The 23749-nt window shown below is 64.4% G+C and carries 15 protein-coding genes; 4 read left to right on the plus strand and 11 right to left on the minus strand.

The annotated features are described in order from the left end of the window. Positions 1–62: 62 nt before the first annotated feature. The 5 genes from ACYOEI_RS03120 to ACYOEI_RS03140 all read right to left on the minus strand — a co-directional run bounded on the left by ACYOEI_RS03120 (position 63) and on the right by ACYOEI_RS03140 (position 6649). Positions 63–1592 (minus strand): oligosaccharide flippase family protein, encoded by a 1530-nt coding sequence (locus tag ACYOEI_RS03120; protein WP_462847816.1) that lies wholly within the window; start codon positions 1590–1592, stop codon positions 63–65. Positions 1593–2057: 465 nt separating this feature from the next. After that, on the minus strand, positions 2058–2801 hold the full coding sequence (locus ACYOEI_RS03125) for an SIMPL domain-containing protein (RefSeq protein WP_462847817.1): 744 nt from the start codon (positions 2799–2801) through the stop codon (positions 2058–2060). 42 nt (positions 2802–2843) lie between these two features. Next, complete coding sequence (locus ACYOEI_RS03130) at positions 2844–3983, minus strand: ABC transporter permease (protein ID WP_462847818.1); 1140 nt, start codon at positions 3981–3983, stop codon at positions 2844–2846. Positions 3984–4106: 123 nt separating this feature from the next. After that, positions 4107–5573, minus strand: a complete 1467-nt coding sequence (locus tag ACYOEI_RS03135; protein ID WP_462847820.1) for a sugar ABC transporter ATP-binding protein — start codon at positions 5571–5573, stop codon at positions 4107–4109. 17 nt (positions 5574–5590) lie between these two features. Further along, positions 5591–6649, minus strand: a complete 1059-nt coding sequence (locus ACYOEI_RS03140; protein WP_462847821.1) for a substrate-binding domain-containing protein — start codon at positions 6647–6649, stop codon at positions 5591–5593. A 607-nt stretch (positions 6650–7256) separates the two neighbouring features. Here ACYOEI_RS03140 and ACYOEI_RS03145 point away from each other — a divergent pair. The 3 genes from ACYOEI_RS03145 to ACYOEI_RS03155 all read left to right on the plus strand — a co-directional run bounded on the left by ACYOEI_RS03145 (position 7257) and on the right by ACYOEI_RS03155 (position 10776). Beyond that, positions 7257–8222 carry a hypothetical protein gene (locus ACYOEI_RS03145; protein ID WP_462847822.1) on the plus strand — a complete coding sequence of 322 codons (966 nt, stop codon included), beginning with the start codon at positions 7257–7259 and terminating at the stop codon, positions 8220–8222. A 915-nt stretch (positions 8223–9137) separates the two neighbouring features. Continuing rightward, entirely contained in the window at positions 9138–9668 is a 531-nt protein-coding gene (locus tag ACYOEI_RS03150) for a hypothetical protein (protein WP_462847824.1), read from the plus strand. Between the two features lie 85 nt (positions 9669–9753). After that, the gene (locus ACYOEI_RS03155) at positions 9754–10776 is read left to right on the plus strand and encodes a DUF1254 domain-containing protein (RefSeq protein ID WP_462847825.1); all 1023 of its coding nucleotides are present in this window, start codon (positions 9754–9756) and stop codon (positions 10774–10776) included. 279 nt (positions 10777–11055) lie between these two features. Here the strand turns inward: ACYOEI_RS03155 and ACYOEI_RS03160 are convergent, their stop codons facing one another. From ACYOEI_RS03160 to ACYOEI_RS03170, 3 genes are all read right to left on the minus strand, one after another. After that, positions 11056–12345 carry a DUF1552 domain-containing protein gene (locus ACYOEI_RS03160; RefSeq protein WP_462847826.1) on the minus strand — a complete coding sequence of 430 codons (1290 nt, stop codon included), beginning with the start codon at positions 12343–12345 and terminating at the stop codon, positions 11056–11058. 54 nt (positions 12346–12399) lie between these two features. Then, a complete protein-coding gene (locus ACYOEI_RS03165; RefSeq protein WP_462847827.1) occupies positions 12400–15039 on the minus strand; it encodes a DUF1592 domain-containing protein in 2640 nt (879 codons plus the stop codon). A gap of 300 nt (positions 15040–15339) precedes the next feature. Continuing rightward, entirely contained in the window at positions 15340–15933 is a 594-nt protein-coding gene (locus ACYOEI_RS03170; protein ID WP_462847828.1) for a YcxB family protein, read from the minus strand. Between the two features lie 429 nt (positions 15934–16362). On the opposite strand from ACYOEI_RS03170, the gene ACYOEI_RS03175 reads away from it, so the two are divergent. After that, positions 16363–19278 (plus strand): sigma-70 family RNA polymerase sigma factor, encoded by a 2916-nt coding sequence (locus tag ACYOEI_RS03175; protein ID WP_462847829.1) that lies wholly within the window; start codon positions 16363–16365, stop codon positions 19276–19278. A 211-nt stretch (positions 19279–19489) separates the two neighbouring features. On the opposite strand, the gene ACYOEI_RS03180 is transcribed toward ACYOEI_RS03175, so the two are convergent. From ACYOEI_RS03180 to ACYOEI_RS03190, 3 genes are all read right to left on the minus strand, one after another. Next, positions 19490–20869 carry a sensor histidine kinase gene (locus ACYOEI_RS03180; protein ID WP_462847830.1) on the minus strand — a complete coding sequence of 460 codons (1380 nt, stop codon included), beginning with the start codon at positions 20867–20869 and terminating at the stop codon, positions 19490–19492. Beyond that, the gene (locus ACYOEI_RS03185; RefSeq protein ID WP_462847831.1) at positions 20866–21645 is read right to left on the minus strand and encodes a response regulator transcription factor; all 780 of its coding nucleotides are present in this window, start codon (positions 21643–21645) and stop codon (positions 20866–20868) included. Before ACYOEI_RS03185 ends, ACYOEI_RS03180 begins: the two co-directional genes overlap by 4 nt. Before the next feature lie 607 nt (positions 21646–22252). Further along, a complete protein-coding gene (locus ACYOEI_RS03190) occupies positions 22253–23686 on the minus strand; it encodes a DUF1501 domain-containing protein (RefSeq protein WP_462847833.1) in 1434 nt (477 codons plus the stop codon). Positions 23687–23749 lie beyond the last annotated feature (63 nt).

Here is a 23749-nt window from a genome sequence, read left to right on the forward strand (position 1 = left end):
AATGAGGATTCGCTCGCTGGCGCTTCGGGATTGTATCGAACCGAAACGATGGCTCTCGAGCATTAAGCCGGTGATTCGATCGGCTGAGTCCGGCCGCGCTGGAGCACGGCGCGAAGGTCGTCGCCACGCAACCCGCCGATCGACCATAGGGCGATCGCGTAGGTGGCTGCCCCCCCCACGACGGCGGCAATCACATGCCAGCGCGTCAGGAGCAGGCAGACGGGGACCATCACGAGCGAGGCCACCAGGGGCCGGGCCAGGTGATGATGCCAGGCCGGTTGCCGCCCGACCCGGGCGAGTAGGCTGTACCCCGCGACGACGAGGGACAGCCCGATGATCAGCACGGCGGCCGAGGCTCCCGCCAGCCCGAAGAGGGCACAGAGCAGGGCCACCAGAGGGCCGGACCCGAGGGCTCCGAGAAACAGGAGGCGAACCCCAGCGGCCTCACGGTTCACCGCTATCAGGGTCGTCTGGTAGAGATAGGCGAGCGTCAACAACGGAGCTCGCCAGATCCCCAGGGCGATCAGCACGCCCGAGCCCGCGTATTCCTTCGACAGGAGCAGTTGGATCAGGGGTTCGCCGAGAACCGCCCCTCCGACGGCGACTGGCAGGAGCCCGAGCATGAGCACCTTGACGAGCACGTCGATGGCCTCTCGGCCCGCCGCGGCCGACTGTCGCCAAGATCGCGCCAACGTCGGGAAGGAGACCTGTTGGAAGATCATCCCGAACGTCAGGATCGCGGTGATCATCTTGTGCGGGGCGCCATAACGACCGACGTCGGCCCATTGGCTCATCATCAGGCCGACCACCATCAGGTCCGAGGAGCCGATGATCGTCTGGCAAATCTGGATCGAGCAGACCGACCGACCTCGCCTGAGGAACACGCGGATGAATCGAAGCCCAAGGGTTGGGCGGGGCAGCCCGTACTGCCGCGAGTAACAGGCCCAGACGAGCGCGATCCCGCAGAACTCGCCGGCCACCAGCCAGGTCGGGACCCAGACGATCCTCGAGGCATCGTGGACGAAGAACCAGACGCCCGAGGCATACACGAACGTCCGGATGCAGAGCGAGACCGCCACCAGGCCCATCCGCTCGGTGCCCCGGTAGACGAAGTCGAGTCCGAACGCCGTTGTCAGGAGTAAGAGGCCATACAGCGAAAGGATTGCCCTGTCGGCGGGCGTGGAGATCGAGACGGCCCCGAGCGTGACCAGCAGGACGAAGAGGCCCGCCGAGAGCAGCCCTTTGATCGCCAGGACGTGGTTGACCAGCGGCCGGATGAGCCGAGGGTGCCGCGCCAGCTCGCGTGAGATGATGACCTCGAACGCGTCGCGGACGAGCAGCACGAGCCAGAAGACGATGTTGAAGGCGAACTCGATCCGCCCATAGCCCGAGATCCCCAGGCGATGCGGCAGCGAGAGCGTGACCGCCACCGAGGTCGCTCGGCAGACGACCTCGGCGAGGCTCATGTAGGCGAAGTTCGAGGCAATCCGCCGGGGGGCCGCGTCGCGGCGGGCGACGAGCGGGCGGGTGACCGGAGTGCGCGAGGCCCGGATCCGGTCCTGCCTCGGCGAGTGAGTCGTGATGGTGGCCATGCGCGGTCGCACTTCCCTGTGGATCGGGCGGGTGCGTTCCGCACCGCACGATCAGACCACCCTCATCCCGCCAGGCTCCGCGCACGAGTCAATCGGCCCAGGAGCCACGACGAGGCATCACTCCGTCAGCGAGGGTGTTTCAGTTGGGCCTGGCCAATGAGGTTCCCGGGACCGGCCGGTGTTTCGTTCCCGTTGCCATTCCTGGGGTCACTTTGGCGGGGGGTCTGTCGGCGCGGCAGCATCCTAAAACGAGGGACTCCGCCTGTCAATGTCGGTTCTGAGACCCGTTTTCTTCGAAGAATTCAGGTTTTGCCACGACACGCGACGCTCCTTCCAGGAGGGAACATCGGTGGCTGGCGCGTGAGAACCCGGCTTCGGGGAAAGCCGGGGTCCGGGCCGACATTCGATGCAGAGAGATTTCGGATCGAACGGCCTCGATCCTTGAACCTCACGCACCGTCGTTCGTCATTTCGGCGCCGAGATCAGGTAGATGACCTGGACGTTGACGTTCAGCTCCTGCTCCCCCGGCGCGATCGGCATCGGGGCGGCCGCCATCATGGCCCGCATCATCGGAGGCTGGCCTGGGCGGATCGGCCCGGAGGAGTCTTCGACGATCTTGAGAGGGTTGCCGAGCACGACTCCCGCCTCACCCACGAGGATCTCCGCCTTTCGCCTGGCGTCGGCCATGGCGTGCTTCCGGGCCTGGTCGAGAAGCTTCTCGGGGTTCTCGAGGCGGAACGAAATGCCGTGGATCTGGTTCGCCCCCGCCTGGACCAGGGCGTCGAGCAGGCCGCCGAGCTGCGGGATCTGCCGGGCGGTCACCTGGACGTTGTTATCCACCTGATAGCCGACGACCTTGGGGATGAACTCCGTCTGCGGCTCGTTCGGACGGTGGGCGGGTTGAGAATACTGGGGGAAGATCTGGATCTGCGTCGTCTGGATGTCTTTCGCGGCGACCCCGCGCCCCTTGAGGATCTCGTGGAGCGAGTTCATCGCCTCGTTGTTCGAGGCCAGGGCCTGTTGCGCGGTCGGTGCCTGGGACCGGACCCCGACGGTGATCTCCGCGATGTCGGGGGCGGCCGAGAGCTTGCCCGTCCCCCGGACCGTGACCGTCGGCAGCTCCTCGAGCCTATCGGACGCGCTCGTGTTCGACATGGTTCCGAGTCCCGCGAGGTACGCGATGAGGAGTAATGAGACGCCTCGGTTCATCGATCGTGCTCCTGGGTAGTTGGGCCGGGCGACGAGGACGGGTCAGGCCCTCGCCAGGGCTTCGCGACGGCGACGGAAGCGGTCGAGCGCGACGGCCGCGACGATGATCGCCCCGATGATGATGTCCTGGCTCGCATTCGGGATCCCGGCATGGACGCAGCCGTTATTCAGGACGGACATGATCAGGCATCCGATCAAGGTCCCGAGCACCGTCCCCTCGCCGCCGCTCAGGCTCCCCCCGCCGATCACGACCGCCGCGATCACCTGGAGCTCGAGCCCGTCGGCCGTGACCGGGTCGCCGGTCGCGTCGAGGTAGGCGAACTGCATGACCCCCGCCAGGCCCGTCGCCAGGCCCGCCAGGGCATACACGGCCAGCTTGACCGAAGGGACGCTGATCCCGCAGAGCCGAGCCGTCGCCTCGTTCGAGCCGACGGCGTAGATATAACGGCCCAGCAAGCTATACCTTAGTGCCAGCGCCAGCAGGATGCTGAGGAGTAGCATGAGCCAGACCCCCGGCGCCACCATCAGCCAACGCGGCTCCGGCTCGGTCGCGAGGAGCCTGCCGAACCACCAAGGCTTCGACTCGGCCGGGATATAAACCGCGGTGCTCGAGGCGAGCCACTTGGCGAGCCCTCGGAAGATCTTGAGGCTGCCGAGCGTGATGATGAACGGCACCACCCCCATCCTCGAGATCAGAGTGCCGTTGACCAGCCCGCAGAGGCCGCCCATCAAGAGCCCGGCGACCAGGCCGAGGCCGAGGGGTACCTTGATGTCGAACAGGTGGACCGGCTTCCCCTCGGTCCACCAGGGGAGGTCCACCGAGCACCCACGGACCACCAACGCGATCACGACCGTCACAAGGGCCACCGCCGAGCCGACCGACAGGTCGATGCCGCCGGCGATCATGACCACGGTCATCCCCAGGGCCGCGACCCCGACGATCACGGTCTGGACCGCGATCATCCTCCAGTTGTACACCGTCAAGAACGTCCCGGTGTCACGCGTCATGAAGGCGAAGAGCAGGGTAATCAAGACGAGACCGAGGAATGGCCCGAAGCCTGTCCAGACCCACCCGAGCGTCCCCCGGAGCGCCAACCGGTCACCCTTCTCCGCGGCAACATCCTCGCCCCCATCGCCCACGTCACTGCCCCCTTGGGATCCGTCGAAAACGAGCCGTCGCACGCGGCCTCGTCGTCGTCGAGGATCGCCGACGACGTTGGCCAATACAAGAAGAACGATCCAAAGAATCCCGAAGGCCCTCGCCCACTCGAACGGTCCGGCCCAAAGCCCCCCGAACGGGCGGGATCAACCCCCTGTCGCAACCGCCATGACGTCGTGCTCGGTCCAATCCGCGACCGGCCGTACGTCATTCAGGACGCCTCGCGTCATCACAGCGATCCGGTCGCAGATGCCGAAGAGCTCGGGGAGGTACGAGCTGACCACCACGATCGCCTTCCCCTGGGCGGCGAGCTCGCCGATCAGGCGATAGATCTCGGCCTTGGAGCCGACGTCGATCCCCCGGGTCGGCTCGTCCAGGAGCAAGATGTCGGCATGCTGGTGGAGCAGCCGGGCGATCGCCACCTTCTGCTGGTTCCCCCCGGAGAGGTCCCCAACCTTCTGGATCGGACCGACGGCCTTCACCCGCAAGCCCAACATCTGTCGAGAGACCGCGGATCGGCGTTTCCTCAGGTTCAACAGGCCCCAGCGCGCATGCAGGCCGAGCGCGGAGTAGGTCATGTTGTCCTCGATCGAACGCCCGAGGGCGAGCCCCTCTTCCTTGCGATCTTCGCTCAGGAAACCCAGGCCCTGTCCGATCCTGGAGCGTGGGGTTGCGCGCGCGTTGGAGAGCCCCTTGACCCGGACCCGTCCCGAGCGGACGGGATCGAGGGCGAAAACCGCCCGGAGCAACTCGGTCCGCCCGGCGCCGATCAGGCCGGCGATCCCGAGGATTTCCCCTCGACGCACCACCAGGTCCGCCCGCTTCGGCAAGGCCCGGCCTGCGAGCTCCTCGAGCTCGAGCAACGGCTCTCCAGCGGCGTGAGGAACCTGGGGAAAGAGCTCGGTCAAGTCGCGGCCGACCATCTGCGTGATGATCGTCGCGAGGCTCGTCCCCGCAATCGGGCCGCTGCCGACGGTCCGGCCGTCGCGGAGCACGGTGTACCGGCCGGCGATCCGCCGGACTTCCTCGAGGAAGTGGCTGATGTAAACGATCGCCAAGCCTTTCGAGCGCAATCGCTCGATGACCGCGAAGAGCCGCTCGGCGTCGTGGGTGGTCAGCGAGCTGGTCGGCTCGTCGAAGACGATGACGCGGGCGTCAGCCACGAGCGCCCGGGCCACCTCCACGAGTTGTTGCGCTCCGACACTCAAGGTCCCGACGACGGCCTCCGGGCGGATGTCGGGATGGTCGAGGAGCCGCAGGGCCTCGACCACGAGCCGGCGATGCTCGCGGCGACGGACGAGGCCGGCGAACACACGCTCCTGGCCGAGCATGACGTTCGCCTCGACCGTCAGGTGGGGCGCGAGGGCAAGCTCCTGGTAGATCATCGCGACGCCGAGCTTTCGGGCCTCGCGCGGCCCCTTCGGCGCGTAGCGCACCCCAGCGAGCGTCATCTCCCCGGCGTCGGGCTGGTGGGCCCCGCTGAGGATCTTCATCAGCGTGCTCTTGCCCGCGCCGTTCTCGCCGATCAGCGCATGGACCTCGCCCGCCGCCAGCTCGAGAGAGACCCCGTCGAGGGCCAGGCTCGCGCCGAACGACTTCGAGACCCCGCTCATCCCCAAAAGCGGCCCGCTCAAGGCTTGCCGGCCAGCATCCCGGCCCCCTCCAGGGCGCGGAGCATCCCGAACGTGTTCGACTCGTTCACGCAGAAGATCCCGTCGACCTGCCCTCGATACCGGGTCACGAGGCTCTGCGACTTCTGCTGCGCGAGGTCGGAGGTCGCGCCACCGTATTCGGTGTCGGACAGGTACGTGATCTTCGGGAACTCCTTCGACAGCGTGTCGGTGAACCCCTTCTCGCGCTGCTCGGTGCTCTCGGAGCCGACGGCGTAGCGGAGGAGGATGATCTTCCCCTCGCCCTTCAGCAGTTCCCCGAGCCGCTTCGCGGCGAGGACCCCACCGTGGTAGTTGTCGGTCGCCACGTACCCGGCGATCTTCGACGACTCGAGCCCGGAGTCCATCACGACGACGGGGATCCCTTTCGCGACGGCCTCCTCGACCGGCTTGACGAGCGCGCGGGCGTCGAGCGGCGCGAGCACGATCCCGTCCACCTTCGCCGCGACGGCGTTCTGGACGAGTTGGATCTGCTGGAGCCGGTCATCTTCCTTCTGCGGCCCTTGCCAGACGATCTCGACGTTCCCCAGGTCGGCGGCCGCCTTGAGGGCCCCGGCGTGGATCGTCTTCCAGAACTCGTGCGTCGTCCCCTTCGGGATCACGATCACCCGCCACTTCTTCGACTTGGCCCCCGAGAGGCTCGCCTCGGCCCGGTTCTCGGCCTTGGGCGGGTCGACCAGCGGCTTGACCTCGGCGGATTCGAGGTTCTCCGGCGTCACCATCGTCTCGCCGGTCGAGATCTTCGCCTCGACCGCCTGCTTCTCGAGGGCCTGGACCAGCGTCTTGACCGAGACCTCGCCCATCTTGTACGGGTTCTGGACCACCAACCCTTCCAGCTTCCCCTGCCGGAGCGCATGCACGAGCGGCTCGCTCGCGTCGAAGCCCACGAAATGGACCCGCTTGCTCGGCGACGCCGCAGGCGCAGTGCCCGTCTTCACCCCCTGGGCCGAGTCGCCACATCCCTGGGCGATCAGGACGACCATCGCCAATAAGCCGGACTCGGCACGCCGAGCTCTCATGTAGGAACTCCGGTGGAAGACGTTGGTGTGAATGGATATCCGGACATCCTAAAGTCGCGTCGGCGCCATAGTCAAGCGCGTGACGCGGCCGTCGCGAGCGTCGATCGAGAGGCCGGAGGACGGCGTGCGGTCGTCTACCTTCACGGAGTCGCCGGGGGCTCGAGCGAACCACATCCGGCCGCTCTGCGTGGACTCATTATCTGAAACATGAGAACGGCGCTTCCATCCGAACAGCTATCAGCCTCCTGCATCTTTTCAAAATCCGTGGAATCCACGCTTGAACGTCTCGGCCCTCCGTATATATTAGGCCGAGGCACGCCGCGGAGCATTCCCTTAATCTCGCGTACTCGGTCGTTTCTCGACGAAGGCCGCGGCATCCTACTCTATTGTCCCTGCGTTCCCAACGGCAGCCCCCGCTCGCCTAGCCGTCGCCATTGCAACGAGCCGACTCGGCCCGATGCCATGGTGTTCGGGGGAGGATCTCAGCCGATCGAATGTAATGCTTCGGACGTTCGGACGACCGTAATCCCCGCCGCCTTCCTCCAAGCGGCAGCCCGAACGTCCATGTTTCTCGCCGCCAGGATCGTCTGTAGAAAGGGGCCCGTTCATGAGAGCCATCCTCGGATCGAGCATCCCGTTCGCCCTTGCCCTCGTCATCACGACGAGCGCGGCGGGCGAGGACACGCCGAAGTATCGGTCCCTCGACGAGTTGCCGAAGGAGGACCGCGAGGTCTTCGAGAAGAACCTCGCCAAATACGAGGACGCGGAGGCCCGCAAGGATACCGAGTACCGTCGCATCGCGGCGAAAATGCCGCTGCTCGATCGGGCCCGAGAGCAGGTAGCCGAGCTCAAATCCCTCACCGAGCTCCTGGGCCAGCCGATCGGCGTGAAGCGGTCGGAATATCAAATGTGTGGCGAAACCGCACTCCGAGACTACTCGTCGTGGATCGCCATACACCACGCAATCGCCAGGAACCGCGTCGGTGCAGCCCTCCTCGCGGACCCCGGCACGCGCGACTACGTCAATGAGCCGGCACGCTCCGAACTCAACGCGGTCCTCTCCGGGACGCGACCTCAGCCCCAGGATTGGGACCTCACCGAAGGACTCCTGCCCAAGGGCGTGACGGAGTTGGGCGCCGACGAAGCGGGCCGAATCTATCTCGACTGGTATCGCCGAAAGGCCGAGCGGATCGCCCCCGAATCCGAGAAACTCGCGCGAGCGATGGGCCTCTCGCGAGACATCGAGGACGCGGCGGTGGCCTACGCAGAAGCCGGCGCCTCGGAATTCTATTTCAGCACCTACGTCCAGCTCCACAAACCCCGCGAGCTTGAAAAGGCCGAGGGCGACTCGATCCGGGCCGACACGGAACTCTCGAAACTCTGGCCGGGATGGGCGGAAGTCCTTAGGCTTGGCCTCTACGCCCCGACCGCAGCCTCGTCTCCCCGGAGTTGGTCGCGACTACCTCTCCTGCTCGGGATCAATACCGTCGTCATCCTGGCCGTCCTGGCAGGCTACCGGATCCACAAGCGGCGGACATCCGGGGACAGCGAACCTCGTGCTCATGCCGTGTGACTATCTGTCGAGTGATCTGCGCGATAGGGACCCGGTCTCCTCCTCCCGCAGCCCCTCCAAAAAAGAGCCGCCCTACGCGATGAACGCAGGTCACTGGGCAGGCCGGACCAATGAGCGTTGTGCTCGGTTCTTGGAAAAGGGCTGGCGAGGGCCGTAGATCAGACAGACTCGATCCGCAGGCGATCCGCATTCGCGAAGCAGTTCCTCATCTTCGGCCCGCCGATTGGCCTGGGGATGGTGACCGCTCGGATCTCGAAGGATATTGCGACCCGGACCAGGGCGAGCACCCTCGTAAGCGTCGCTCATCTCCTATGGTGCCGCCAGCCGTCGTCGCGGGGTCAGCCGGCTTGGTGAGTGTTTGTCTTGCGGCCGCCAATTTAGAAAAAATGCTCATCCAAGCGATAATTTTGGTTGGCAAGAGCGATAAATCGTCGGTTAATGGCGACTCGTTTGGGTGCCCATCCAGGGAACATATTCGACGCCGAGGAGAGCCCATCGTTGCCAAATGGTAAACCTGGCGATCACCCCTGGATTGATATCGTCCACCACAAGCTTGACACTTTCTCTCCTGTCGCCGACGATCTCGTGCGGGCACTCTCATCCCTCCGACCCGAGATGAATTTGTGGCCTTTCCTCTCCGGTCTCTACCGGCAAGGGGACGCAATCCGAACTGCTGGGAGCGTCGGCGCACTGACACTGCCCGAATTTGAGCATTTCCTTATTGATGCACAGAAGGCAATCCCAACGGCGCCCTCGGAGTTGCGAAGTTGCGAAATGAGATCCTCGAGGACCAACGACAGCGGTTGGAGGCTCTCCTCTCTACCTAACTTCGATCGGCTACCCCTGAGCCCAAAGCATTGACGGCATGATCGACTCGTTACTCTCGTTGACCCCACATCTTCCCAGGCGGCGGTCATGCGTCTTCCCCAGTTCACGACGTCCGGGATGATGGCGGTTGTGGTACTCGCCGCCGTCGATTGCTTCTTGATCCAATTCTGGGACGCTCTCGCCGGCGCATTCCTCATGGGGCTGGCGTTGCAGGTTGGACTCTTCGTCCTGATACGCAGCCGAGCCCGAGGACATCACTTCTGTGTCGGCTTTGAGGCCACCGGACTGGCGGCTCTTCTCATCTACGTACCTGGCCATCGGGCCTACTTCAATCAGGTGATCGTCCCGTGGACATTCGACCTTTCCGGTGCGGTTGACCGGGCGTTGAGATACTTGCCTTACCACGTGTTCGGTTGGTACCGCCGGCATCTCGTCGTCGATCCGAACAACGCCTTGCGGATCATCGACATCATCGCACTCCAGGAGGTGTCCTTCGGACTGCCGATGCTACTCCTCGCCTCGATCGGGGGCCTATTGGCGTTGTTTTCGAGAAGATGCCGAGCCACATTACCCTTCGAGCCTGCGCCTGCCGTAGGTCTAGGCGGAAGGCTAGGATGAAGGATCCCCACCCTAATTCAAAATCAATTAACTCGATTTTGAATTTTAACTCATCATTTCATTTTGCCTTCCTGAGGGATTATCCGTGAGAACTCTCCTGAACGCCGCGGCATTCCTGGCGGTCGTCAGCCTTGCTTCGGTCAACGCGCAAGAGACTCAATCCGTCCGGGTGACGGTCGACAATTTCCGACGCGCCGAGTCCGATACGTATTTCTCGCGGTTCGCCAAGGACGGCGGATTCGGCAAATTCCATCACGAACGCCAGCTGGCCGACATCGACCATCAATCGGTGATCCGCCTGAACCGCGATACCCTGTACTCGTTCGGTACCTTCGATCTCGACGCCGCTCCGGTCACCGTTTCTCTCCCCGATCCTGGTCAGCGATACATGGCGATGCAAGTCATCGACGAGGACCACTACGCCACGGACGTGTTCTACGCGCCGGGGGTCCATCGGCTCGAGAAGGAAAAGGTCGGCACGAGGTATGTAACTCTGGCCATCCGGACGTTCGTGGACCCGAATGACCCCGCCGACCTGAAGGCGGTTCACGCACTCCAGGACGGAATCAAGATCGAGCAGGCGAAGTCGGGCAAGTTCGAGGTGCCGAACTGGGATCAGGAGTCGCTGGCGAAAGTCCGCTCCGCCCTATTGGCACTCGTGGAGGCCAATGGCGGCCTCGATTCGGATCGGATGTTCGGGCGGAAGAGCGAGGTCGACCCGATCCGTCACCTGCTCGGCACGGCGGCAGGGTGGGGAGGGAATCCGAGATACGCGGCGCTCTACGAGGGCAGCGTGCCGAAAGACAACGACGGGAAGACGATCTATCGGCTGACGGTGAAGGACGTCCCGGTGGACGCATTTTGGTCAGTCAGCGTTTATAACAAGGGTGGTTACTTCGAGAAGAACGCGCGAGACGCCTACACGGTGAACAATGTCACCGCCAAGCCGAACGCGGACGGCTCGGTAACGATTCAATTCGGCGGTCAGGATGCGCCGAATTGCCTCCCGATTACGCCCGGATGGAACTACCTCGTCCGGATGTACCGGCCCCGCAAGGTGATTCTCGATGGCGGTTGGAAGTTTCCCGAGGCGTCGCCCGTCAAGTGACCCGCGATAGGGCCGAAGCGCCGGGCCAACCGCGATCCGATGGCGCAATCAACGACCCGACATCGGGCTAAATCGAGTCCTCGATGGAACCCAGACAGGAAAAGACGGATTGATCCGCAGATGGCGCGGATTGACACAGATAAATCACAAGAGTTTCCCATTGCATCTGTGCCAATCCGCGTCATCTGCGGATCGTCTTCTCTCCCTTGAGACTAGCCCGATGTCGGGTCGTCGATGGCAATATCAAACAGATAATGACCACCTAAAACAAGCGTTTCTCTACGCGATCAGCGCGGGGATGACTCCGGTGCTATCCCCGTGTCGAGGTGCGTCGACGCCGAGGCCGTGGAGTAGGGTGAGCCAGGCGTTGCACAGCGGAGTATCTTTCGAGACAACGACATGCTGCCCCAGCTTGATGCCCGCGCCTCCACCGCTGAGCAGGGTCGGGCAATTGTCGAGGTAGTGGACGCTGCGGATATTACTCCCGAAGACGAGGCATGTGTTGTCGAAGAGGCGGCTGCCATCGACCTCCTGGATGGCCTTCAGCCTGTCGATTAACCCGGCGAGGAGTTCGCTCTGGGCGAGGTCGCGCTGCCTGGAAGCCTCCTCGCGCTCGCCAGGGCTGTAATGGCTCATGTCGTGAGGGGCGATCTTGATCCCGAGGCTCGTCAGCAAGTTGCTCACGGGCTGACGGTACGTCAGCACGCGCGTGCTATCGGTCTGGAAGGCCGCGACGATGAGGTCGTACATGAGCTTGACCTCATCGCGGCCCGAGATGTTGGACGCGGGCTCCGGGAACGGAGCCTTCTTCTTCGGGACGTTCTGCCACTGCTCATCCTTGCTCAGGGCCGTCTCGATGTCGCGGATCCCCTGGAAATACTCATCGAGCTTGGCATTGTCGTCGGTGCTCAAGCCTCGCTGCAATGCGCGGGCGTCGTCGGCGACGGCGTCGAGCACGCTGCGCTTCTGGGCCAGCATCGCGCGACGCTCTTCGATGGGCGTGGTGTCGGTCGAGAACAGGCGGTGGTAGGCGGCGAGGGGCTTGTTGAAGCCGGCGACCGGCTTCCCGCGGACATCCCAGGCGAGCGAGAGGCCGGGCCCGTGCCCCTGGGCGACCAGGTCGTCGTCGGTCCCATTGAGCTGCAACGAGGAGAACCGCGTCTCCCTGCCTAGTACGGCGGCGGCCACCTGATCGGCCGAGACGCTGTTGTGGAACCCCACGCCCCCCTCGAATCGGTTGGCCCCGGTGAGCCAGAAGGTGCTCCCCCAGTGGGCCTCCTCGGTGAACTTGTTGCTGAGGCCTTGCACGATCGTGAAGTCGGCCTTATGCCGCGCCAGTGGGGCCAAACCCGCCGGCAGGGTGTAGCCGGCACCGCGCTGCTTCAGGTCGGGGAGCCAAGACTCCTCGGTCACTCCGTAGCCGAAGCCGAGGAAGACGATCCGCTTCGGCGGCTTGACGGACGGACTTGCCGAGACGGATCGTCGAAATCCCAGCGACTCCAAGGCCGGCAATGCGATGAACGCCGTGCTGGAGCGCAGGAAGTTGCGGCGGGAGCGTGGTGAAATCATGGCCGTGGCCCCGCTGAATCAATAGGAACAAAATATAAAAGATATCGACAAATTTCATTTGCGACGAAACTCTTCGCTCGTCGCGAGCACCCGGATGAATTCGCGCAGGGCAAAGTCCCTCTTGCGCGACTCGTCGACCATCGCCGCAATCAGCGGCTCGTCGCCGAACCTGCGGGGCCTGCCGAGGGCGTATTCCAAAAGCGCACCGCTGAAGGCGCGGGCAAAATCGTCGGCCCTGGTGGCGATGATCTCGCGCATTTCCTCGTAGTTCTTAAAGTCAGGGCCGTTGTGGAATGCGGCGGCGGGATCGATCGTCCAGGTCTTCTCCCCCAGCCCGGGTTTCTTGTAGGTTTCTTCCGTCCTCCAGAGGCCAACCGCATCGAAATTCTCGAGACCGAAGCCGATGGGATCGATCGAGCGGTGGCAACTGGCGCATTGCGGCTGCTCCTGGTGGGCGCGGATCCGCTCGCGGGTCGTCAGCAGCTTGCTTTCGAGCCGAGAGAGTTGGGGGACATTCGCCGGGGCGGGGGGGGGCGGGTCGTTCAGGAGTTTGCGGAGCACCCAGGCCCCGCGCTCGACGGGGCTCGTCTGCTCGCCGTTACTCCCCATCGCCAGGATCGCGGCCATGCCGAGTGACCCGCCGCGCGGCGAACCGTCCGGGATCGCGACCTTGCGGAACCCGTCGCCTTCGACCCCCGCGATGCCGTAGTAGTTCGCCAGCAAGCTATTTACCACCACGAAGTCGGACTTGAGGAGATTTCGGAGGGTGGCATCCTGCCGGAGCAGGTAATGGAAGGTCTCGTACACCTCGTCCCGGGCCGACAGCTTGGTGCTGTCGTCGAAGGAGGGATAACGCGCGTTGTTGAACCGGAAGAAATCGAGCCGGTCCAGGCCGAGCCACTGATGCACGAACGGCCTGACGAATCCGGACGAGCGGGGATCCTCGATCAGGCGATCCACCTGCTCCTTCAAGACCAAGGGCTTCAGCAGCTCGCCGGAGACGGCGAGCTCGCGCAGCGAGGCATCCGGAGGCGCCCCCCAGAGGAAGTAGGAAAGGCGGATCGCGAGTTCCTGGGCCGTCAGGCCTCGGCGAGACGGTGCGGGGGAGGGCTCGACGAGATAGAGGAACCGCGGCGACGCCAACACCACGGCCAAGGTCTCTTTCAGCGCCACGACGTGCGGCGATCCCGCCTTGCGACGCTCATCGTAGATCCCGACCAGTCGTTCGAGGAAGCCGGGAGACGGCGCATTCCCTCGCCCGGCCTCGACGGCGAACCGTTCCAACGCTCCCCGCAAATCTTGGGCGTCCAACGCCGGCGCATCGTCGCCGAAGGGGATCCGGAGTGCCTCGAGGCCGGGCGGCATCCGCCTGTCGGGGGCCGGCCGGCGGACGACCTCCGCCCAATCGACCCACAAGGCAAACTCCGGGCCGATGCCGTTGAGGGCCGCCCCTTCGCCCTGCTTTCGAATGCCTTGCTCGTTGGTGTCCATCGTCCCCTTCTCGCGGACGAAGAACGAGCGATCTCCGTCCTTCGTCAGCGTGAACGGGATTTCGATTACCTGGGGAGCGTCCATGGTCCCCAGAACTTCGTGAGTGCTCAGGAGCGTGGCGTGGACGCCGAACTCCATGAATCTCCGCTCGGGGGTCGCCTGCTTGGTCGCCGCGATCCGGACCCTCACCAGAGACTCGCCCGAAGGCCAGTCCCCTCCCACCTCGAAGGTGAACCAAGGGTTCACGCCGTTATCGCCGACCGTCAGGAACGCCCCCGTCTTCAGGTCCGGCTGCGCCATAAAGTAGGTCTGATAGGGGACCAAATTCCAGGCACCGATGCCCATATGCGTCGCCGTCTCCGCATCGACGAAGCCGTAGTCGGTCGGCGACGGCGCCTCTTTCAACCTCTTCCAGGAATGATAGAAATTCCAAGGAGGCTGATCCTTGAGGCCCTCGCGGATTTCCTTCGCCGCCGCCCGGTTCTCCGGACGCGAGGCGGCCCGGTCCACGGCCTTCGACCAGAGCGTGTATCGACGGCGAAAGTCGATCCGTTCTCGGAGCGACTCTCGGACACGATCGACCGTGGCCTCAGCCTCGAACCGTTCCTGTTTGGTCGCGGCCCGCTGCTTCCGGAGGTCGAACGCCTCGTCGAGCGCCTCGCGACCGAGGGCGAGATACTGCTCGATTTGATCGCTCGACATAAAGAGGTTCGAGCCCGAGGTGTCGAAGCCGCCGGTCGCCGTATCGGCCGGGAGCTCGTTCACGTTGATCTCGACCCCGAGCAACTCTCGGAGGGTGTTCCTGTACTCGCGACGATTCAGCCGCCGCATGACGATCCCACCGGCCTGATCGCCGAGGCCTTTTCTTGCCGCGACCAGGGCGTGCGCGAGCTCGTCCAGCAGGTCGGCCTTGGCCTTCCCCTCGAGTTGCTCCTCGTCGTCGGGCGGCATGTCGCCCGAGTTCAGGGCATTGAGCACCTTCTGCCAGCGGGCGGCGGCCTGGATTGTGTTGATGGCAAACGGCAAATCATCGACCCGAAACCTGCCGCTCGCCTTCGTCGAGCTGTGGCACTTCACGCAATGATTCTGGAACAGTCCCCTGTGCCGCTCGTCGATCAAGGCCGTGGGACCGGCCGCCAGGGCTTGCGTTGCCGCGGATGCCAGGGCGAAGGTGGCCCACAGGACCAGGAGTTTCGTTTTCATGCGAGGTGACCGCCGTCGTCCGATTCGAGCTCCGGCGGCCTCCGGGCCCACCCATTCGAGTCGCAAATCATTTGTCAAACATCCCAAGTCGATCCCGAACTTACAAGGTGAGATCCGGCCTCGGGCGGCGAGACGTACCGAATGAGTGAAGGACGAGAGTGACCGGGAACTTGAGACTCAACGCAGAAGCCCACCGAGCCGCCTGCCCTCGACGAGGTGACAGGCTCACCACTAAGTCATAGAGGCGATTCAGACCATCAACAATGCAACAAATTCATTGATGATCTTTATTTATTAATGTTATCCAATCTTTCGCGTGATGAAATCCCGATCCTGCTCCTCGAGGCAATCGAGAGGTAGTGTGACGAACGTCGACGGAGAGATGAGGAGTAGCCAGAACCGGGGGTGCTTCCAGACCTCGGTAATCGATGACCAGGGAATCGTCGAACTACCAAGCTCCGAAGTCAAACAAACATTTTCTTCATCATAGGCCATCGTGGCCATCGGCGTGCGCATTCGTCGAAACCTACCGATCGTCTGACGAAAATGTGAGACGTAAATCATCACCAAGAAAATGCCGACGAATACGACGGTGGCCATGAGGAAGCCGACGATCCACCCCCTCTCGTGATACCAGAGAAAACCTGCGAGGGTTAGGATCATCAGGCCGACCATGATGAAGAACAATGCACCCAGTTGGCGGACCAGGATTCGATAGACGAACACTCGGACAGCCTCTCTCAAGAGAGGTTCGGAATATCGCAGATTGATTTCACGCATAAAATTTGCTCCCTCGTACGTCAACAGGACCAACCGTCGACAAGTGCGTTTTCGATCTCGCGTCACGATCTCCTGAGAGCCATAGGTGCTCACCGGATGCTGCACGCGGATCATGACATCTGGGTGGCCGGGTCGGAACGCAGCGACACCCCGGGTTCTTCGACATCCCAAGGTCTGGGGCGTCGCGGCGCTCCGACCCGGCCACCCTCGTCTCATCTCATTTTCAGTTCAAGCAGGTGTAACCACGGGAGAGCGCTACGAGAAAACCAGAATTCGGCATTCAAGGCCAACCTTTTTGTTCCGTAGGGGAACGTTCCTGGGTTTCACCTGACCTCAGCATGCCGCCAGACCCGGGTCTGCGCCTCGAGCGACACAGCATCCAGCGCGAACCCGACCTTCGAGCCGCCGAAGGGCGGTAAACCGGCGATCTCACATGCGGACCGAATCTGAGAAAATCGGGATTCGGCGACGGATGGTCCCCTCTTTAACTTCGGCGGGTGCGGAACGGCGAGGCGGGAAAGCCGGGGCGGGAGTCGGCGACGCATGGCAAACAGGGAATCGGGCTCGGTCTTGCGGCATCTCCGAGAGTTGTTCGGTCGCGGGACCGGGGCGGGGCTATCGGACGGGCAACTCCTGGCACGGTACGCGAATGCGAATGACGGGGCGTCCTTCGAGGCCCTCGTGGCGCGTCACGGGGCGATGGTCCTGGCGACGTGTCGGGCTATCCTGAAGCATGAGCACGACGTGGAGGACGCCTTCCAGGCGACCTTCCTGGTGCTGGCTCGGAAGGCAGGGTCGGTCCAGCGGGGAGACACCCTCGGCGGCTGGTTGCACCGGGTGTCCCGCCGAGTCGCCGTCGAGGCGAGCCTCAGCGCCTCGCGGAGACGAAAGCAAGAGGCGGAAGGGTTCCCGATCGCCATGATCGCGGACCAGGCGGCTCCTCGCCAGGATGTCGACCTCGACGTGGTCCCCCTCGTCCATGAGGAGATCGACCGACTGCCCGAGGGCCTGCGGTCCACGGTCGTCCTCTGCGACCTCGAAGGGCTGACCTACGAGCAGGCTGCCGAGCGACTCCAATGGTCGCTCCCCACGTTCCGCCACCGCCTGTCAAAAGCACGACAACGCTTGCGAACCGGCCTGATCCGCCGAGGCTTGCCCGCCGCGCTGGTCGGGACCTTGGTGGAGACGTCGGCGACGGCGGCGAGGCCAGTGCCGGCGTCGTGGGCCTTCGCGGCGGTCTCGGCGGCCACGGGTGGTTCCCGATCCTCGGCCGCTTCCGCACTCTCCCAGACCATCCTCAGGAGCCTCCTCATGACCAAACTCAGGAACCTCGCGGCCGGCCTCCTGGCCACCGCCGCGCTCGTGACCGCGGGAGCCGTCGCTTCGCGTGCGGGGCAATCAGACAAGAACGAACCCGACACTAAAGTCCCGGTCGCGATCAAGGCCTCCGGGGTCGAGACCAAGACCGAGCTAACCTCCGAGGAGGGGCCTGTCACGGTGCGAGGTCGGGTCGTCGGTCCGGACGGGAAGCCGGTCGTCGGCGCCAACCTCCGACCCACGTTCCTCCGCATCGACGACCGGCCGGGCCCCGAAACCTCGAGCGGAGCCGGAGGACAGTTCCTCATCAAGCTTCCCAGGCCCGACGCTGCCATGCGTACGTTGAATGGCGGCCCGACCTTCCCCTGGCTCATCGCCTCGGCTCCGGGTTTCGGACCGGTCCTGAAAACGAACGTGTTCAAGACGGGGAAGGACTCGGAGTTGACCTTTCGCCTGGTTAAGGACGGCCCGCCCATCGAAGGGCGGATCGTCGACCTCGAGGGGAGGCCGGTCGCGGAGGCCCAGGTCAAGCTCGAGGCCATCTGGTTCCCCATCGCCGACCGAGATCATTACGAGGACACTGGTGACCTTTCCGACTGGCTCAAGGTCGTGCAGCAACGAGGTGCCCAGGGCCCCTGGGACGGGCTCGAGCAGTTGAGAGCCAGCGCCGCGACGAAGACAGGGCCTGACGGTCGGTTCCGCCTTGCCGGAATCGGTCGCGAACGCGTGGCCCACCTCCGCGTCTCCGGGCCTACGGTCACGACGACAGAGATCTTCGCCATGACAAGGAACGGATCTGAGGTCCAAGCTCCGAAACAAGGGGATCGCAAGGGAAATGCCTTCGTCCTCCATTCTCCTCGTTTCGAGCAGGCCCTCGCCCCCACACAGCCGATCGAAGGGATCGTCCGCGACAAGGACACCGGCAAGCCGGTCGCGGGCGTCGTACTCCGCGGAGGCGTGACCGAGCCGCACAGCAAAATTTGGGTCCGGGGAGTCGAGACGACCAGCGACGCCCAGGGCCGTTACCGACTGGCCGGCCTGCCCAAGAGCCCGTCCTACCAGGTATTCGTCGTGCCGGGCCCCGGCTTGCCGTATCCGAATCTAAACGTGGCGGTCCCTGCGATGGTGCCCGGTTTGAACCCGGTTCCTTTCGACCTCACCTTGACGCGGGGAGTCGTCGTCCGCGGTAGGGTCACCGACAAGGCCACCGGCCGTCCTGTCCTCGGCTACGTGGAAGCCTTCACGTTCTCGGACAATCCTTGGGTAGCCAAGTTCCCCGGCTATCGCGACGGCTATACCCCTCAGGCCTATCTCGATGAGGACGGGCGCTACGAGCTCGTCACCTTGCCAGGACACGGAATCATCGCATGCCGCTCGGACAGGGATCGATATGTGACTGGCATCGGCGCCGATACGCTCAAAGGCGTCGACGCCAAGCTCGGATTATTCTCCACTCTCCCTTTCAACTGCCATGTCGGTACTTATCATATCCTGGCCGACGTCGACCTCACCCCGACAACCACGCCTGTATCCTTGGACCTCCAAGTCGACCCAGGACGTATGATCGCCTTGAAGGCCGTCGACCCGGAAGGAAACCCCGTCGCACCGACGAAGGTGCTGGGACTGAGTCCGATGTTCATCGAGGAACGCTTGCAGGAGTCGTCCTCGATTGAGGTCCATGGCCTCGATCTTTCGAAGCCGTTGCGACGAGTCACGATCGTCCAGACCGACCGAAAGCTCGTCGGCGAAATTGCGTTGAAGGGGGATGAATCCGGCCCGATCAACGTCCGTCTCCAACCATGGGGGACGATCCTCGGCCGCGTGATCGGCGAGGACGGGGCTCCTCGTGTTGGACTCCGCCTGAGCAGCATCGGCTATCTCAGCACAGGACGGATGGAGCCCGAGGACCCCCGAACTTCCGGGGCGATCCCGGGTGGTGAGATCTACACGGATGGCGACGGGCGGTTCCGAATCGAGCGGGTCGTCCCCGGACTCGTCTACAGCGTAAGCGTCGCCAAGGGGACCATGTTCCTCGGCGACATCTTCCGCGACGTGAAGCTCGCGAGCGGCGAGACCAAGGACCTGGGCGACCTGAAGGTCGTCCGCCCCGAAGTCCTCGGCGGCCCGAAGCCGAAGCGATAGACCTCAACGACCCAGGATGGGTCGGGACTCTGTCCGCGACGGAAGACGGAGGTTTTTCGCAACGGATGGAACACGGATCGCATAGAGAAAGAAAACGATCGACAGATTACACCGATGAATACAGATTAAAATTTAATAATTTTATAAATATTATTGAAATTTAATCTGTGTTCATCGGGGGAAATCTGTTGAAAAATCTCCGATTCCTTCCTCAGCAGGCGGCAGGCGCCGGGTCGAGAGAACAGGGGAGCTCGATCATGACGAGGAGGCCGGGATTGGCGTTGTGCGCCGTCAGCCGCCCCTGGTGGAGGTCGATCGCCCTTTGCGCGATCGAGAGACCAAGCCCGACGCCTCCGCTCGCCCGGTCGCGGTCGCTGTCGACCCGGAAGAAGGGCTGGAAGATCGCCTCGAGCGAGTCTTCAGGGACGCCTCGGCCGAAGTCTCGGATCGAGACGACGGCAGATTCCCCCTCGGTCCGCAAAGCGACCTCGATCGCCGTCCCGTCGGGTGCGTGGCGGATGGCGTTGCGGAGGACATTCTCGAAGGCTCGATGAAGCAGCTCGCGCTCTCCGCGGAGCACCGAGGGGTGATCGATGCGGAGGACCAGATGGCAGTCGCGTGCCTCGGCCTCGACGACGCAGTCTTCGACGAGATCCCGGAGGAACTCGTGGAGCGTGACCTCCTCGAGGCTCCGGGTCGTCGGGTCCCCTTCCGCCCTCGTGAGTTGGAGGAGCTGGGCGACGAGGACGGCGAGCCGATCCACGTCCTTCTTGATCCGAGCGAGCGATTCCTCGCGGTCGGGACTGGTCTTGGCGAGCTCGACGGCGAACCCGAGCCGGGCGAGCGGGGAGCGGAGCTCGTGCGAGACGTCCTGGAGGAGCCGACGTTCGGCGGAGAGGAGCGTCTCGATCCGCTCGGCCATGCGGTCGAAGGCCCGGGAGAGGACGCCGATCTCGTCCTTCCGGGTCGATTCGGTTCGCGCGGAAAGGTCGCCCTCACCAAACCGCTCGACCGTCCTGCGAAGACTCCGCAGCGGCGTCGCCAGGTGGACGGAGAGGAAATAACAGAGGAGCGCCATTACGACGAGGATCCACAGGTAGTAGGGGACGAAGCCCCACGGATCCCCCCTCGGCTTGTGCTGCACGATCAGGCGATAGCGCCCGTCCCCGGACGCGTGGACGAACGCAGGACGCCTCCCGGAGGAGAAGCCCAGCATGTGCAGGGTGCTCGAGAAGTGGGGACGTCGCCCCCCCGACGAAGGAGACGGCGGACGGCCCGGGACGTGGGCCCGGGCCAGGAGGGCCGAGCGGTCCGTCCCATCGACGAGGTCCCGGCCTTGCGCGTCGGTCAGGTAGTGGTCGGCGGGGAAGAACGTCCCCAGGCGCTTGAGGTACGTGTCGAGCTGCTCCGCCCCTCCTTCTTCATAGTGGCGGCGGGCATCCTCGAGCTGGAACTCGCTTATCCGAGGGAAGAAGTTCGGTCGGTTCGGCGCGTTCACCGAAAGCGTCAGCGACGTCGCGGCGAACGCGACGAGGCAGAGGACCAAAGTCCCGAGGAACCACGCCAAAATCTGGGCGAAGAGCGATTTCATGCGTCCCCGACGTCACCGGTCTCGGCGCAGAAGAGATAGCCCACGCCGCGGACGGTCCGGATCAGGTCGCCCCGCTCGCCCAGTTTCTTGCGAAGGTGGCTGATATGAACATCGAGTGAGCGATCGAACGGAGAGGCCTGTCTCTGGTAGAGCACGGCCGTGAGCTCGTTGCGCGAGACGACCCGGCCCGCCGATCGCACGAGCAGCTCGAGGATGTCGTACTCCGTCGAGGTGACCATCACCCGGACGCCTTCGCACCAGACCTCGCGCGTGCCGGGGATCATCCGCACACGATTCACTTCGATCGCATCGGCCGGTGCGCCTCTCCCCGGGCCGACCCTCCGCAGGACCGCGCGGATCCTGGCGAGGAGCTCCTGGGGCTCGAAGGGTTTGGGCAGGTAGTCGTCCGCGCCCGAGTCGAGGCCCATGATCCGGTCGTCGGGGGCGGTCCGTGCCGTGAGCAGGATCACGGGGACGGCGCTCCGCCGCCGGACCTGGCGGAGCAGCTCGAATCCATTGATCCCCGGCATCATCACGTCGAGCAGGATCAGGTCGTGGTCGCCGTTGAGCGCACGCGCCAGGCCCCGCCGACTGTCGTGGATGGTCTCGAACTGGAGCCCGTGCCGGTCGAAGAACTCCTGCATGAGCTCGCCGAGCTCGACGTCATCGTCGACCAGCAGGATGGAGGCCCGCGGATGGGACGTCCCCTTCACGGTCGTGGCCTCACCTTCCAGGGCCCCGTAACGCCGGGCGTTGTCCTCAAAGGTGACTTCCAAGTCAGAGATCCTCTCAAGAGATGGAATCGCTCCCGCGAAACGGGGTTTCCGGGGGAAAGCGAATTTCCCTTGAGGGGTATCGAAATTCATCGCAATCCTCCGTCGAGCACCGCGAATTTTTCGGCCGAATGCACGGCCTTCGCCAGGCCGGATCTCCCGGGAACCTGCGGGGATCGGTGCCCCTCGACTGCGACCATGGTTTCTCTTCCTCGCGGCACGTCGGACGCGGCACGAAGTCTCCACGCGGCCAGGTCCACCGGGACGCGACAAGGTGGGGGGGGGTGCGTATTGCGCCGTCGCGCATCGGGAGACACCAGGGCTCTCGCCCGGGACGGACTCGCAAGGCGAAGGGGTTGCATGAACAACCCCCAGAAGTCATTAACTCGTACGAGATGAAACGCGAACCTGCGTTCGCGGCTTCACTCGAGAGGGTCGCGAGGTCGCCTGAAGGGGAGCCTGGCGCGCCTTCGAATCGGATTCGCCGGAGCCGAGGGTGAGACCGCCAGGCCCGGCATCTCCGCCTCGTGACTATAGACTCGACCCACGGGGGGATCTGTAAAAATTTGTAAATCGAGCCGGATCGTGGCCGGCGGGTGTCCCGCGAAGGTCAGGCGAGGATTTCCTTGACGACCTCGCCATGGACGTCGGTCAGGCGGAAGTCGCGGCCGGCGTAGCGGTAGGTCAGCCTGGTGTGGTCGAGCCCGAGGAGGTGGAGGATCGTGGCGTGCAGGTCGTGGACGTGGACCTTGTCCTCGACCGCGTAGTAGCCGTAGTCGTCGGTCTTGCCGTGGACGATCCCGTTCTTGACGCCGCCGCCGGCAAGCCACATGGTGTAGCCGTGGGGGTTATGGTCCCGACCGTCGTCCCCCTGCGAGGTGGGTGTCCGGCCGAACTCCCCGCCCCAGACGACGAGCGTGTCGTCCAGGAGCCCCCGCGCCTTCAGGTCGCGGAGGAGACCGGCGATCGGCCGGTCGACCTCGAGGGCGTTGCTCCGAGTGTCCTTCTTCAGGCCGGAGTGCTGGTCCCACTTGTAGCTGTGCGAGACCTGGACGAACCGCACCCCGCGCTCCGCGAACCGTCGGGCCATCAAGCATTGCCGCCCGAAGTTTTTCGTGGCCTCGTCGTCGAGGCCGTACAGCTTGAGCGTCTCGGGAGACTCGCCGCTGATGTCCTGGACCTCGGGTGCGGCCGCCTGCATGCGATACGCCAGTTCGAACGAGGCGATCCGCCCTTCGAGGGCCTGGTCGACCCCCGCCTGTGCCAGGCTGTCGCGGTTCATCTCCTGGATCAGGTCGAGTTCGAGCCGCTGCACCCGGCGCGAAACCGTCGTATTGGAGATGAACGGGATCTTGGCCTGATCGGCGGGGACGCCCGTCGCCCCGATCTGAGTCCCCTGGTAAACCGCCGGCAGGAACGCCGAGCTCCAGTTGTTCACGCCGCCGTGACTGAGGTTCGGGCAGATCGTGATGAAGCCGGGCAGGTCCTGGTTCTCTGTCCCGAGCCCATACGTGATCCACGACCCCATACTCGGCCTGATGAACGTGTCGCTGCCGGTGTGGAGCTCCAGCAGAGCACCGCCATGCCTCGAGTTCGACCCGTGCATCGAGTTGATGACGCAGAGGTCGTCGGCAAACCCGGCGAGGTGCGGGAAGAGCTCGCTGACGGCGATACCGCTCTCGCCGTGGCGTCCGAACCGGAACGGCGAGCGGAGGAGGTTGCCGGTCTCGCTCGAGACGACGCGGGGCTTCGCGAACGGCAAGGGCTTGCCGTGGTCGCGGTCCAGGAGCGGCTTGGGGTCGAACGTGTCGACCTGCGACGGCCCGCCGTGCATGAAGAGGAAGATCACCCGCTTCGCCCTCGCGGGGAAGTGCGACGGGCGAGGGGAGAGGGGGTGGTCGGGGTCGGGCCCGGACTCGGCGGCGCGCGACTCCTCGGCCAACAGCCCGGCCATCGCCAGCGCCGCGAACCCGTTCCCGCCCCGTCGGAGCAGCTCGCGTCGCGAGATCGGCCGGCACGACAATTCATTCCAGTGGTTGTTCATTTCAGTCCTTCCTGCGGCCCGGGCCGATTCTTGCCGGTGGTCGCCCGCGATGACGACGCCTGG

The organism is Singulisphaera rosea, assembly GCF_054877945.1.

What these genes read in the sequence shown, in the direction of transcription:
- ACYOEI_RS03120 (WP_462847816.1), bottom strand. Translation starts at nt 1,592, where the DNA reads ATGGCCACCATCACGACTCACTCGCCGAGGCAGGACCGGATCCGGGCC.
- ACYOEI_RS03125 (WP_462847817.1), bottom strand. Translation starts at nt 2,801, where the DNA reads ATGAACCGAGGCGTCTCATTACTCCTCATCGCGTACCTCGCGGGACTC.
- ACYOEI_RS03135 (WP_462847820.1), bottom strand. Translation starts at nt 5,573, where the DNA reads ATGAGCGGGGTCTCGAAGTCGTTCGGCGCGAGCCTGGCCCTCGACGGG.
- ACYOEI_RS03140 (WP_462847821.1), bottom strand. Translation starts at nt 6,649, where the DNA reads ATGAGAGCTCGGCGTGCCGAGTCCGGCTTATTGGCGATGGTCGTCCTG.
- ACYOEI_RS03145 (WP_462847822.1), top strand. Translation starts at nt 7,257, where the DNA reads ATGAGAGCCATCCTCGGATCGAGCATCCCGTTCGCCCTTGCCCTCGTC.
- ACYOEI_RS03150 (WP_462847824.1), top strand. Translation starts at nt 9,138, where the DNA reads ATGCGTCTTCCCCAGTTCACGACGTCCGGGATGATGGCGGTTGTGGTA.
- ACYOEI_RS03160 (WP_462847826.1), bottom strand. Translation starts at nt 12,345, where the DNA reads ATGATTTCACCACGCTCCCGCCGCAACTTCCTGCGCTCCAGCACGGCG.
- ACYOEI_RS03165 (WP_462847827.1), bottom strand. Translation starts at nt 15,039, where the DNA reads ATGAAAACGAAACTCCTGGTCCTGTGGGCCACCTTCGCCCTGGCATCC.
- ACYOEI_RS03170 (WP_462847828.1), bottom strand. Translation starts at nt 15,933, where the DNA reads ATGATCCGCGTGCAGCATCCGGTGAGCACCTATGGCTCTCAGGAGATC.
- ACYOEI_RS03175 (WP_462847829.1), top strand. Translation starts at nt 16,363, where the DNA reads ATGGCAAACAGGGAATCGGGCTCGGTCTTGCGGCATCTCCGAGAGTTG.
- ACYOEI_RS03180 (WP_462847830.1), bottom strand. Translation starts at nt 20,869, where the DNA reads ATGAAATCGCTCTTCGCCCAGATTTTGGCGTGGTTCCTCGGGACTTTG.
- ACYOEI_RS03190 (WP_462847833.1), bottom strand. Translation starts at nt 23,686, where the DNA reads ATGAACAACCACTGGAATGAATTGTCGTGCCGGCCGATCTCGCGACGC.